This is a genomic window from Methylobacterium sp. J-001 (assembly GCF_022829565.1).
Taxonomy (GTDB): Bacteria; Pseudomonadota; Alphaproteobacteria; order Rhizobiales; family Beijerinckiaceae; genus Methylobacterium.
This window is the reverse complement of sequence record NZ_JAKSYN010000203.1, coordinates 38387-51415: the sequence shown is the minus strand read 5'-3', so window position 1 is coordinate 51415 and position 13029 is coordinate 38387. Positions and strand designations below refer to the sequence as shown.

Genomic DNA, 13029 nt, shown 5'->3' with positions numbered 1-13029 from the left:
GACCACCCCGTGATTCAACCGTGGCACGGTCAACGAAGGGTTAACCCTGCTTTTTCAGGCCGCCTTAACGCCCTGATCCGGCCGCGCCGGGCTCCCCGCAGGCGCAAAGTTGTCGCATTCGACTTGGAACGGGCCACGATCGAGCCAGTTAGATATCGCCCCGGGGGGGTCGACTACTCTTTCCCCAGACGCGACGCGCGTCCCCACAAGGACACTATTTTCCGATGAGCATGCAGACCGGTCGCCGCGTCGGCGTCGCGTTCGTTGGCATGGGTGGCGCTGTCGCCACCACTGCCATCGCCGGCATCGAAATGATCAAATCCGGATCGAACCGGCTGGATGGACTGCCGCTCGCCGGCCTCTCCGTGGCAGGCATGGCCGATTACAAGGACCTCGTGTTCGGCGGGTGGGACCTGAACGGCGATGACCTCGCCTCGGCTGCGTCCGGTCACGGCGTGCTGTCGAAGGACGACATCGAGGACGGTGCCCAGGCGCTCAAGGGCATCACGCCCTGGCCCGCGGTCGGCAGCGCCAAGTTCTGCAAGAACATCGATGGTACCAACCGCATCGTCGCCAAGGATCACCGCGAGGCGGTCTCGGTCATCGCCAACGACCTGCGGCGCTTCCAAAAGGAGAGCAACCTCGACGAGGTGGTGGTGGTGAACCTCGCCTCCACGGAGCGTTGGCCGGACCTCAACGATCCGACCCTCAACTCAACCGCCGCCTTCGAGAAGGGCCTGGATTCCAGCGACGAGGCGATCTCGCCCGCGATGCTCTACGCCTATGCGGCGATCAAGAGCGGCATCCCCTACGCCAACTTTACCCCGAGCATCGCGGCCGACGTGCCGGCCTTGCTCGGGCTGGCCACGGAGATGAACGTCCCGGTGGCCGGAAAGGACGGCAAGACCGGCCAGACCATGATGAAGACGGTGCTGGCGCCGGCCTTCAAGGCCCGCGCCCTCCATGTCGACGGCTGGTTCTCGACCAACATCCTAGGCAACCGCGACGGGCTGGCCCTGAACGACCCGAACTCGCTGCAGTCGAAGCTGAACACCAAGGGCACGGTGCTCGACTCGATCCTCGGCTACCCGGTCGAGGACCACCTCGTGCACATCCACTATTACCGTCCGCGCGGCGACGACAAGGAAGCCTGGGACAACATCGATGTCACCGGCTTCATGGGCCAGCGGATGCAGATCAAGGTCAACTTCCTCTGCAAGGACTCGATTCTCGCTGCACCGCTGGTGATCGAGATCGCCCGTGTGCTGGACCTGGCGAAGAAGCGCGGTGATGGCGGCGTGCAGGAGCAACTCTCGACCTTCTTCAAGGCCCCGATGGTGAAGAACGGCCATGGGCCGGAGCACGCTTTCGGCAAGCAGGAAGCGATGCTCCTCGACTGGCTCGGCGTCCACTGATGTCCGACGCGGCGGCGCCGGCCGCACTGCGCGAACTCTTCGTCGAGATGAACGACCTCAAGCGCGTCCATTCGGCGGGCCGCGAAGGGTCGATCGCCGAACGGCTATTCGCGCAGGGCTGGAGTCTGCTCACCGGCGGCGCCGCACCGGACGATGTCGCCCTCGACATCACCGCGACGACGTTGGCCGCGACCCGCCTCTGCGACCTCGACGCCGCCTTCCTGGCGGCGGCGGGGCTTTCGGAGGCCGCTGCCTCCGCCGTTCTGGTGGCGGGCTTCGACGCCGTCACCTGTGACATCGATCCGGACTTGCGGGATCGACTGCGCGGCCGGCTTGCGCCGCGGCCGCCGGGCCGGCCCGGACCGGTGCCGGCCTTCGTCTCGGCCCTGGCGAAGCAGCCGCGGGCGGGGGTGACCTGCCCGGGCCGTGCCCGGATCCTGCTGGAGCCCCCGGAGAATCATGCCGAGCACTGCCTGATCGTGGCGGTCTACGGCGTCTGCCTCAGCCCGTTCTACCGGGCCGATCCCGGGACCGTGTTCCTCGCCGCCATGGCGCATCACTTCCACAACGCTGCGATGCCGGATGCCGGCTTCACCGGCGAGATGCTGCTCGGCGATCATCTCGGCCCGATCATGGCCGTGACGACCGCCTGGGCGATGTCCGAACTCGACGGGCCCCTGCGCGGGCAGGTCGAGCGAGCGCGGGCTGTGCTGCCGGACGATGCCACCGCGGAAGGCCGTGCGTTTCACGCTGCCGATTGCGTCGACCGGGTCCTGCAGATCGCCCAGCATCTGCGTGGCGCCTCGACCACGATGGCGGCAGTGCTGGACGAGTGGGAGCTGGTTCATGCCGGACCGGTGAAGGGGTTCCACGACCGTGTCCTGCGCGACATGCGCATCCCTTAGGACCAGACCCGCGTTGTCCGTCAGACCCCGTCGCCAAGGCGACGGGGCGGTCCCGAAAGCCCATGATCCCGTTCGAACTCAGATCGCCGCAAACCGGCAACGTGCTGAAGCCCGACGTGCCGCATGCCTTGCGCGATGCCGGCACCGGTGCGCGCTGGCCCGTCATCGATGGCATCCCGTATCTGCGGATCGGCCGCGAGGCTCTGGTCGATCGGGTTCTGGCCCATCTCGACGCGGGCGAGGCCGATGAAGCGCTTGCTGCTCTGCTGGTCGATCAGGATGATTGGTGGAACGGCCCTCCGGCCGATCCGTCGGAAATCATCCAACTCATCAAGGACCGTCGCCATGCGACGCTGCGGGATGCAGTGGAGCGCCTCGGCTGGGGCCGCGTCGGCGACTATTTCCTGCACCGTTGGAGTGACCCGACGTTCCTGGCCGGACTGACGCTGCTTGAGGCCCACTGGAACGAGCCGCGCTGCGTCTTCGAGTTTGCCTGCGGCATCGGCCACTACCTGCGGGAGCTCGAGCGCCGCGGCTGCAAGACCGCTGGAGCCGACGTGGTCTTCGCCAAGCTCTGGGTCGCCCGACACTGGGTCGTGGGCCCCCGGCCGCAACTCGTCTGCTTCGATGCCGGCTCGCCACACTGGCCGATCCCCGGCGCGCCTGTCGATCTCGTGGTGTGCAACGACGCCTTCTACTTCCTCGATGACAAGGCCGGTCTCCTCGAAAACCTGCGCCAGAATGCCGGCGATGATGGCTGGTTGGCCCTGAGCCACATCCACAACCGCGAGTGCCCGGGCTTCTCCGCCGGTCGCGCCGTCACCGCCGAGGAGATTGCCGAGTTGTTCCCCGATGCTCTCGTGTACGACGACGCGGAACTGACTCGTGCCCTCGTCGAAGCCCGGGCACCGGTGCCCCAGGAGCCCGCCGCGCTGCGGACCTGTGAGGCGTTCTCGGTGGTGGCTGGCCCTGGCATGCGCCCCGCACCCCGCGCGGTGGTGGACGGCCTAACCTTGCCGAAGGCTGGAACCGTCGTGCAGCTCAATCCGCTCTACCAGCCCGAGGGCGACGGCCATGCGATCCGCTGGCCCTCCGATCGCTACCGCGAAGAATACGCCCCCCGAGCCACCTACCCGATGCAGACGTCGGCCCCCGAACATATGACCTTCGACGGTCGCATCGACGGTGCCGAGACGCAGCGGGTCCGCGCCCGCGAATTCGTCGATCTCCCGGAGCGGTGGTGATGGACGCCGTCGGCTGGGGCATCGTCGGCTACGGCTGGGTCGCCCGCGATTACATGGCCCCGGGTATCCGTGCGGCGGGCCACCGCCTCGTGGCGGTCAGCGATCCCAACCCGGAGAGCCGCGCGGCGGCGGAGCGCGAAGGCGCACGCGCTCATGCAGACCTCGCCGGTCTCCTCGCGGAGCCGGAGGTCGAGGCGGTCTACGTGGCGACGCCGAACCACCTCCACCGGGGCGCCGTCGAGGCGCTGGCGGCGGCCGGCAAGGCGATCCTGTGCGAGAAGCCGATGGCGGCGACGCTCGGTGACGCCGAGGCCATCGTGCGGGCGGTGGAGTCCCAAAACATCTTCTACGGCACGGCCTTCGATCAGCGGCACCATCCGGCTCACCGGGCCATCCGCGCCCAAGTCGCAGCCGGTCGGATCGGGACGGTGACGACGGTGCGGATCGTCTACGCCTGCTGGCTCGGGCGCGACTGGTCGGAAGCTGGCCAGCCCAACTGGCGGATCGACGCCGCACAGGCCGGTGGCGGCGCCCTGATGGATCTGGCTCCCCACGGCCTCGATCTCGTGGATTTCCTCCTCGGCGAGCCCATCGCGGATCTCGCCGCCCTGACCCAGAGCCGTGCCCAGGACTATGCCGTCGATGACGGCGCGCTGCTGATTGGCCGGACCGCCGGCGGTGCATTGGCGAGTCTGCATGTCGCCTACAATTGCCCCGACGCCCTGCTGCGCCGCCGCCTGGAGGTGGTCGGCACGCAGGGCCAGCTCACCGCCATCGACACGATGGGTCAGACGGCCGGCGGATCTCTGACCTTCACGGACGGGGCGAGCGGGCGCGCGGAGCCGCTGGCCTTCGATGCCGACAGCTCGCCCTTCACCGAGCAGGTGCGTGCCTTCGGCTCGGCGTTGCGCCGGCCCGAGGAGCGCGCGGCCTATTCGGCGGCTCGTGATCTCCACACCATGCGCCTCGTCGCCCGAGCTTACGGCTACGAGGGAACCGGACGGACGCCTTGACCAACGCAGATTTCAGTCACGACCAGGACGACCGAGCCCGCCACGAGCGGATCAAGGCGCCACGCCCCTATCGCTTTGGCGCCAAGCGCCGGATCGATGGGCTGCCGGAGTCGCTGCCGGATCCGGTGCGGGCTTATCTCGACGTGCTGCCGGAGGGGCGCATCGTCGGCTTTCCGCTGGCGCCGCTGGACCGCACCGGCGTTCCGGTCTGGTTCGTGGCCCTGTTCCTCGACGATCCGTTCTTCGTCGGCGCGATGCCGTCCGGGATCGGCTACGGCGCCACCGATGAGGAAGCGCTGATCGGCGCCGTGGCGGAGATCGCCGAGAATCTGATGCCCTCGCTGGCGGTGCTGCCGCGGGCCAAGGAGCGTGCGAGCTACGCTGACCTCGTGCGGGTCTATGGGGCGAATTCCGTCGCCGATCCGCTCACCCTGTGCCTGCCGGCGGGCTCTCCGGTCGGCCGCGATACGGTGCTGGAATGGACACCGGCCGTCCGGCGGGGGACCGACGAAATCGTGCTGATGCCGCTCGACGTGGCCGCCACCGATTACTTCGAGCTGTCGGAGGGCTATCGACCCTTCACCAACCTGATCACCAACGGCCTCGGCGCAGGGCCGGACGTGCCCTTCGCGCTCGGCCACGGTGTGCTCGAATTGCTGCAGCGCGACGGCAACGGTCTGCTGTTCCGCGCTCTCGACCAGGGCGTGATGCTCGATCTCGACGGGATCGGCTCTGAGAACGCCGCGATGCTGGCGCGCCTGAAGGATCTGGGCATCCGCGCGCTGCCGAAATTTGCCACCGACCAGTTCGGGCTGACCAACATCTACGTCGTCGGCTACGACGAGGATCCGGCGCGGGCGCCTGCGCCCATCGCACTTTCGGCCTGCGGCGAGGCCTGTGATCCGGATCGGGAGCGGGCCCTCCGCAAGGCGCTGCTCGAGTTCCAGGCGGCCCGCGTGCGCAAGACCTTCGGGCACGGGCCGCTGGACCTCGCTGCCACCGTCACGCCGCTCGGCTATGTCGATGCCTTCATCCAGAAGGCGCTGCCCAGCCTCGACCTTGAGGAGAGCCGCGCCCTGCAGGCCATGCTTGCCTGGATCGAGATGCCGGCTGCAGACCTCCGCGGCGTGCTGGCCGACACCGTGTACAGCGAGCGCAGCACCAAGCGGTTCTCGGACTTGCCGTCCACCGAGGCTGCCGATGGGCATGCCCGCGGCAAGATCGCTTGCGATCGGCTGACAGAGGCTGGGTTCGATCTGCTCTACGTCGATTGCTCGCCGCTCGGCGGCAGCGTCGGCGTGGTTAAGGCGATCGTGCCTGGCCTCGAGGTCGAGACCATGAGCTACTACCGCATCGGCGAGCGCAACACGCGCAAGCTGATCGAGCGCGACCATCCGCTGATCCGGTTCGGCACCGAGAGCGAGACCCTGCGCCCGGTGCGCCTCACGCCGGAGGCCCTGGAGCGCTTCGGGGGCCAGCCGCTCTTCGACACCGCCTTGGCCGAGCAGATCGTCGGCCGGCATTATCCACTTTACCGCGAGCCGGAATCCCACCACGCGCCGTTCCGCCTCGCCCAGAAGCAGGGGAGGGCGGCATGACCCTGCGCTTCGCCTACAACACCAATGGCGCGGCCAACCATCGCCTCGACGACGCGCTGCAGCTGATCAAGGCGGCGGGCTACGACGGCGTTGCTCTGACGCTCGACATCCATCATCTCGATCCGTTCGCCGAGACCTGGGCGGCGGAAGCCGGCCGGGTGGCGAGCTTGCTGGAGAAGCTGGAGCTGGCCTGCGTCATCGAGACCGGCGCGCGTTTTCTGCTCGATCCAAACGCCAAGCATGAGCCAACGCTGGTGACCGCCGACGCAGCGGGCCGCGCCCGCCGGGTCGGCTTCCTCAAGCGCGCGGTCGAGATCGGCGCGATGCTGTCGGCCGAGGCGGTGTCGTTCTGGGCCGGTGTGCCGAAGCCCGGTGTCGACCACAACGAGGCCCGCCGGTGGCTGACCGAGGGGCTGCACGAAGTCGCGGCCTTCGCCACGCAGGCGGGCGTGGTGCCCTGCCTGGAGCCCGAGCCCGGCATGCTGATCGAGACGCTGGACGATTACGCAGCCCTCGACGTGCCCGGACTGAGGCTCGCCCTCGACACCGGTCATTGCCTCGTCACCGGAGAGCGCGAACCGGCTCCGGCTGTCCGCGAGTTCGCAGATCGGATCGGCACCGTCGCGATCGAGGACATGAAGCGCGGCAGCCACATCCATCTGCCCTTCGGCGAGGGCGACATGGACGTGCCCGGCGTGCTCGGCGCGCTCGAAGAGATCGGCTTCGGCAAGCTGGTCTGCGTCGAGCTGTCCCGCGAGAGCCACCGGGCCGACGTCATGATCCCGCAGGCGCTGGAGTATCTGCGCGGCTGCCGCCGGCCGGGCCCGGAACTCGCCGGCGAGCAGGAGACACGGCGGCAATGGCAGTGAGGGGACGCGCGCACCTCTCCTCCCCCTTGCGGGGAGGAGCCGGAGGTGGGGGTGCTGCAAGATCGAGCGCCCCGGTGCCGTCTGCGCCACCCTCACCCCTACCCCTCCCCGCAAGGGGGAGGGAATCCTGGCCGTCCGGTGGTGCCCGATGAGAATCCTCTTCCTCAGCCGCCGCTATTTCCCGGCGATATCGGGCATGAGCGTCTACGCACAGAATCTGTTGCGCGAGCTGGTCGGCGCAGGTCACGACGTGACGATGATCTCGCAGTACCGGGGCGATGCCTTCGGCACCCGCGTCTATGGCGGCGGCCCGCCACCGCAGGTGCCAGGGGTGCGGGTGATCGGCCTGGAGCAGCTCGGCGAGCAGACGTCGGGCGATTTCGAGCGCGATATCGCCACCATGGTGGAGGCCATCTGCCGGGAGCACGCGGACAAGCCGTTCGACGTGCTGCATGCACAGTACGGTTACCCCACGGGTTGGGCGGTTCTGCTCGCCGCCAGAAAGCTTGGGGTGCCGAGCGTGGTCTCGATCCAGGGCGGCGACGGCCACTGGGTCGGCTCCTGCTGCGAGACCCACCGGGTGGCGATGTGCGAGGTCCTGGCGCACGCCAACGCCCTGCTGATCGGCGGCGCGTCCTTCGTGGATGAGGTGTGCGAGCGCCTCGGCTCCGATCCCGCCCGGTTCACGATTGTGCCCGGCGCGGTGGACACCGACCGCTTCGCGCAAGGCACATCTGATGGCCTGCCGACGCCGCATGCCGGCCCGGTCCGGCTGTTCTACCATGGCCGGGTCGACCGCCGGAAAGGCGTGCTCGACTTCATCAACGCCCTGGCAGTCCTGCGCGAGCAGGGCACGCCGTTCGCCGCGACGATCTCGGGGATCGGGCCGGACGTGGATCCGGCCCAAGCCCTCACTGCGGACTTGGCCTTTTCCCCGCGCGAGATCGCGTTCACCGGCTATGCCGAGTACGGCCGCGTGCCGGACCTCTATCGGCGCGCCGACGTGTTCGTGTCGCCGACCTATGCGGAGGGGTTCTCCAATACGATCCTCGAGGCGATGGCGGCCGGGCTTGCGGTGGTCTCCTGCCACGCCGTCGGCGTCTCGGATTGCCTACGCGACGGCGAGAACGGCCTGCTGGTCGATCCTGGGGACGTTCCGGCGCTGGCCAGTGCGCTCACCCGCATCGTCACGGACGTGGAATTGCGCCGCGGTCTCGCGATGGCGGGCCTCGAAGAATGCCGGCGGGTTTATTCGTGGAGTGCGGTCGGCCGCCAGATCATGGAGGTCTACGCGCGCGTGCATCACGAGCGTGCGGCCACGGACTTTTCTGTCGACCTGCCCGAGGATCCGACCTGCCGCTTCCGCGCCGAACCGCATCTCCTCTGACCGAAAAGCCGCGCCGCGTGCCGACAGTTCTCGCCCTCTCGCCCCACCTCGACGACGCGGCCTTCTCTTGCGGCGGCCTGCTCGCAAGCTTGGCCCGACAGGGTTGGCAGGTGGTGATGGCGACGCTGTTCACCGGCAGCGTCGCCGATCCGAAGGGCTTCGCGCTGGCCTGCCAGCTCGACAAGGGGCTGTCGGCCGAGGTCGACTACATGGCCCTGCGCCGGGCCGAGGACGTCCGCGCGGCCACTGAACTCGGGATCGCCCCGCCCCGGCATCTGCCGTTTCGGGAAGCGCCGCACCGTGGCTATGGCTCCGCGCCGGAGCTTTTTTCCGCGCCCCGCAGCGATGACGATATCGCGGCCGTACTGGAGACGGCCTTCTCCGGTCTGATTGCCGAGGAGAGGCCTGACCTCCTCCTCGCCCCGCAGGCGGTCGGCGGCCATGTCGATCATGTTCAGGCGGTCCGCGCCCTGACGAGCCGCGCCGTGCCGATCCCGATCCTGTGGTGGCGCGACTTTCCCTATACCGTCCGGGAGGCCGCGCCTCGGGAACCGCTGGCCGACTTGTTCGCCGCCCTGCCGGTACGGCGGATGGCCCTCGATCCCGAGGCGCAGGCGCGAAAACGCGCCGCCTGTGCCGCCTATGCCAGCCAGATCGGATTCCAATTCGGCGGTGTGGAAGGCCTCGACACGCGCCTTGCCCGGGAGGAGGGGATCGAGCGCTTCCGCCTCACGGGCCAGCTCGACGCGGCGATCCTCGGCCTCGATGCTGCCTGAGCCGCAGGCGCCGAAATCTCTGACCGATCCTGAGGCGCTCGCCGCCCGCCGCGCCTTGATCGCCGCGCCCCATATCGCCCCGATACGGCGCCTCGCCGAGCGGATCTCCGTGGAGCGAGGCGCGCCGGTGCCGATTCCCGACCCGCTCGACGGCGGCGTCGCGGCGCGGATGCTGCTGCTTCTGGAGACCCCGGGGCCGGCGGTGCTGCGCACCGGCTTCGTCACCCGCGACAGTGCGAACGGCACCGCCGCCAACCTGTTCCGATTTCTCAAGGATGCCGGCATTCCCCGGGCCGACACCCTGATCTGGAACGCCGTGCCCTGGCTGATCCATGAGGAGGGCGCTCTGAACCGGGCGCCGCGCCGGGCGGAGCTCGCCGCGGCGGCGCCCTATCTCGCTCCGCTGCTCGACCTGTTGCCGCATCTGACCGTGGCGGTGCTCGCTGGCCGCTACGCCGGCAGCGTGGCACCAGCGATCGAGGCCCTGCGCCCGGGCCTGCCCCTGATCGCGATCCCGCATCCGAGCCCGACCTATGTCTGCACCGCGCCGGAGGTGCCGGCGCGGATCCGGATGGGCTTGTCTGAGGCTGCGGCGATCCTGTGCCGGGCCATCCGTTGAGGACCGAGCCACCATTGTATCCGGGCCTTCCCTGGCCTTGCGCGATGGTTCGGCCTACATGGCGAGGCAACGGGCCGCGGTCCGGGACTAACCGGCACGGGCGCAGGCCTTCGGCCGGGCCGCGCAGCCGGAAGGGCGGACGCCGAACGGCATGAATTTTCAGGGACAGCACCGGGGGCCGGCGGAGCCGGTCGAGCCGGTCAAGCACGACGCTGCCGCGGACACTCCGCGGAAGAGCTGGCGCGGCCGGTATGCCTGGATCGGTACGGCCGCCAGCATCGTGTTGTTCGCGGTTTCGCTCGGCGTATTGTGGAAGCTCGTCCAAAGCGTGAGCTGGGCGGAGGTACGGGGGGCCGTCGCGGCGGCAACCGCCGAGCAGCTCGGACTCGCCTTCCTGTTCGTCGGAATCAGCTACCTGTTCCTCACGGGCTACGACGCGCTGGCCCTGCGTCAGCTTCGGATCAAGGTTCCGTACCGGATCACTGCCCTCGCCTCGTTCACCAGCTACGCGGTGAGCTTCACCCTCGGCTTCCCGCTGCTGACCGCCGGCACGATCCGCTACTGGATCTACGCCCGGCAGGGCCTGTCCACGGCCAAGATCGCGGCGCTCACCGTCATCGCCGGTTTCACCTTCTGGCTCGGCATGGGCGTCGTGCTCGGCCTGAGCCTGATCATCGAGGCCGGCCAGCTGGCTGGGCTCGCCTTCACGTCGATCCGGATCAACCAGGGCATCGGCCTCGTGGCGCTGGCCCTCGTGCTCGGCTACCTTGCCTGGGTCTCGGCGAAGAAGCGCAGCATCACCGTCAAGCAGTGGAGGTTGGAACTACCGGGGGCCTCGGTCTCGATCGGCCAGATGCTCGTCGGGATCGGCGATGTCTGTGCGGCGGCAGCCGTGCTCTACGTCCTGCTGCCGCAGGAGATGACGCTGGGGTTTACCACTTTCCTGGCGATCTACGTGCTAGCCGCCATGCTGGGTATCGCCTCCAACGCCCCCGGGGGGATCGGGGTGTTCGAGGCCACGATTCTGCTTGCCCTGTCGAGCTTGCCGCGCAACGAGGTGCTGACCTCGCTGCTCCTGTTCCGGGGCTGCTACTACGTCGTGCCGTTCGTGATTGCCCTGGCGATGCTCGGCTTCTACGAGATCGTGAAGCGTGCCGGCGGCGCGCGTGATCCGGGCCCGCCCGAGGGGATTGCCGGCCCATCCGGGCGGCCGCGGCCCGACGATCCCGGACCCCGGTAACCACTCCGGCCCGCCGTCGATCATGTCTGAACGCCCGCGCAGCGCTACGGCCTGGACCGGCGCCGCAATTGCGGTCGGCCTGTTCGGTGCCGTTGTCGCGCTGTCCGGGCATCTCGACCTTCCGCTGATTCTCGCCGGACTCGTCTCGATCTGCCTCGGCGGTTGGCTCGGGGGGCGCGGCCGAGAGGCCCCGCCGCCGCGGCCGGCGGCGACGGCCCAGCGCCACGCGATCGCCGAGGCGCTGTTGGCCCATGTCCCCGATCCGGTCATCCTGGTGGACCGCCGCACCCTGGTGGTGGAGGCCAACCCGGCGGCCCGGGCGCTTCTGCCGGCCCTGCACCAAGCCCGGCCTCTGTCCTTCGCGCTGCGGAGCCCAGAGGTCCTTGATGGGGTAGAGGCTGTCCTCAGTTCCGGCATGCCACGCCGCGTCTCGTTGGCCACGCGGGTACCGCTGGAGCGGATCTTCGAGGTCCAGATCGGCGCCCTGCCGATGCCGGACGGATCAGGCGTCAGCGCGGTGCTGTTCCTGCGCGACCTCACCTCGGCCCGGCGGCTGGAGGCGATGCGGGTCGATTTCGTCGCCAATGCCAGCCACGAGCTGCGCACCCCGCTCGCCACCCTGATCGGGTTCATCGAGACCCTGCAAGGGCCCGCCCGCGAGGATTCGCAGGCCCGCGAACGCTTCCTGGAAATCATGCGCGTCCAGGCCCAGCGCATGACGCGTCTGATCGACGACCTGCTGTCGCTGTCGCGGATTGAGCTGCGCGAGCACGTAGCCCCGACCACCGTGGTCGATCTCGGGGCGCTCGCCCGACAAATGGTCGATGCGCAGGGCCCGCCGGCCGAGGTACGGGGCGCCACGATCCGGTTTCAGGACGGTGCGGGCCCCTATCCCGTACCCGGGGATGCCGACGAACTCGCTCGCGTGATCGAGAACCTGATCGAGAACGCCGTGAAATATGGCGGCGGCCATGTCAGCGTCGCCCTCTCGCGGGAGGAGGATGCTCGATTGGGCGCTCGGATCGTCTTGTCGGTAACCGATGACGGCCCCGGTATCCCGCCCGAGCATATCCCGCGCCTGACCGAGCGCTTCTACAGGGTCGATGTGGCCTCCAGCCGTGCCCGGGGCGGGACGGGTCTCGGCCTGGCCATCGTCAAGCACAGCCTCAACCGCCACCGGGGCCGCCTGACCATCGACAGCACGGTCGGGCAGGGGACCATCGTGCGGGTCAGCCTGCCGGAGCACGGAGCCGCTGCCGAGGTGCCCCGCGCGTCCGATCAGGCATAGGGTCCGATCCCGAGCCCGGTCTCGACCCGGGTGATCCAGCTGCGAATGGCCCGGTAAGGCGTAAGGTCGAACCCACCCTCATGGGCCATGCGGGTGTAGGCGACGAGCGCTACGTCGGCGAGGGTGAGAGCGTCGCCCACGAGGAAGGCGGTGCGTTCGAGCGTTCCGTCCATCAGCTGCAGGGCGGCCGCACCGCGCTCCGCGAGCTTGGGATCGAGGTCGTCCGGCGATCGCTTGAGATAATGGAGCTGGTAGCGGCGCACCGCGATGTAGGGTTCGTGGCTGTACTGTTCCCAGAACATCCATTGCAGCATGCGGGCCCGCGGGCGCGCGGCCTCGGGAACCAGCACCGAGCCTTCCGCCAGATGAAAGATGATCGCGTTCGACTCCGACAGGGTCTCGCCGTCCGGGAAGACGAGCAGGGGGACCCGGCCGGCAGGGTTCAGGGCCAGGAAGGCCGGTTCCCGCGTCCCGCCGCCCGGCACATCAACGTCACGCCAAAGTGCGGGAATGCCGAGATGGGCGGCCACCCATTTGACCTTGAGGCAATTTCCGGAGCCCGGATCGCCGTAAAGGGTCAGGGGTTCGGCCATCGGCTGCCTCGCGTTCGGTGCAGAGCGAAGTGTGTCGCCCGGTTCGCGATTCGGCAATGCGACCCGAATGGCCCTTGACCTT

General features: G+C 69.0%; 12 protein-coding genes. 11 read left to right on the top strand and 1 reads right to left on the bottom strand.

What is annotated here, in order from left to right; genetic code table 11:
- Nucleotides 1-224 precede the first annotated feature (224 nt).
- The 11 genes from MKK65_RS26835 (at nt 225) to MKK65_RS26785 (ending at nt 12354) form a co-directional block, all read left to right on the top strand.
- Nucleotides 225-1415, top strand: coding sequence for an inositol-3-phosphate synthase (locus tag MKK65_RS26835; RefSeq protein ID WP_058194081.1), 1191 nt, complete (start codon nt 225-227; stop codon nt 1413-1415).
- Nucleotides 1415-2320: an HD domain-containing protein gene (locus MKK65_RS26830; protein WP_243961159.1), complete on the top strand. Its 906-nt coding sequence runs from the start codon at nt 1415-1417 to the stop codon at nt 2318-2320. The genes MKK65_RS26835 and MKK65_RS26830 overlap by 1 nt, the downstream gene beginning before the upstream one ends.
- 62 nt (nt 2321-2382) lie before the next feature.
- A complete protein-coding gene (locus MKK65_RS26825) occupies nt 2383-3564 on the top strand; it encodes a class I SAM-dependent methyltransferase (RefSeq protein ID WP_243961157.1) in 1182 nt (393 codons plus the stop codon).
- Nucleotides 3564-4577 carry a Gfo/Idh/MocA family protein gene (locus MKK65_RS26820; RefSeq protein ID WP_243961155.1) on the top strand — a complete coding sequence of 338 codons (1014 nt, stop codon included), beginning with the start codon at nt 3564-3566 and terminating at the stop codon, nt 4575-4577. Before MKK65_RS26825 ends, MKK65_RS26820 begins: the two co-directional genes overlap by 1 nt.
- Nucleotides 4574-6175 (top strand): YcaO-like family protein, encoded by a 1602-nt coding sequence (locus MKK65_RS26815; RefSeq protein ID WP_243961154.1) that lies wholly within the window; start codon nt 4574-4576, stop codon nt 6173-6175. The genes MKK65_RS26820 and MKK65_RS26815 overlap by 4 nt, the downstream gene beginning before the upstream one ends.
- Nucleotides 6172-7044 carry a sugar phosphate isomerase/epimerase family protein gene (locus MKK65_RS26810; protein ID WP_243961153.1) on the top strand — a complete coding sequence of 291 codons (873 nt, stop codon included), beginning with the start codon at nt 6172-6174 and terminating at the stop codon, nt 7042-7044. The genes MKK65_RS26815 and MKK65_RS26810 overlap by 4 nt, the downstream gene beginning before the upstream one ends.
- Nucleotides 7045-7192: 148 nt before the next feature.
- Nucleotides 7193-8431, top strand: a complete 1239-nt coding sequence (locus MKK65_RS26805) for a glycosyltransferase family 4 protein (RefSeq protein ID WP_313902063.1) — start codon at nt 7193-7195, stop codon at nt 8429-8431.
- A gap of 17 nt (nt 8432-8448) precedes the next feature.
- Entirely contained in the window at nt 8449-9207 is a 759-nt protein-coding gene (locus MKK65_RS26800) for a PIG-L deacetylase family protein (RefSeq protein WP_243961151.1), read from the top strand.
- Entirely contained in the window at nt 9197-9826 is a 630-nt protein-coding gene (locus MKK65_RS26795; protein WP_243961150.1) for a uracil-DNA glycosylase, read from the top strand. Before MKK65_RS26800 ends, MKK65_RS26795 begins: the two co-directional genes overlap by 11 nt.
- Nucleotides 9827-9977: 151 nt before the next feature.
- A complete protein-coding gene (locus tag MKK65_RS26790; protein ID WP_058194072.1) occupies nt 9978-11066 on the top strand; it encodes a lysylphosphatidylglycerol synthase domain-containing protein in 1089 nt (362 codons plus the stop codon).
- Between the two features lie 22 nt (nt 11067-11088).
- Nucleotides 11089-12354 (top strand): ATP-binding protein, encoded by a 1266-nt coding sequence (locus MKK65_RS26785; RefSeq protein WP_243961149.1) that lies wholly within the window; start codon nt 11089-11091, stop codon nt 12352-12354.
- Here MKK65_RS26785 and MKK65_RS26780 read toward each other — a convergent pair.
- Nucleotides 12345-12947, bottom strand: a complete 603-nt coding sequence (locus MKK65_RS26780) for a glutathione S-transferase family protein (RefSeq protein WP_058194071.1) — start codon at nt 12945-12947, stop codon at nt 12345-12347. The genes MKK65_RS26785 and MKK65_RS26780 overlap by 10 nt on opposite strands.
- Between the last annotated feature and the right edge of the window lie 82 nt (nt 12948-13029).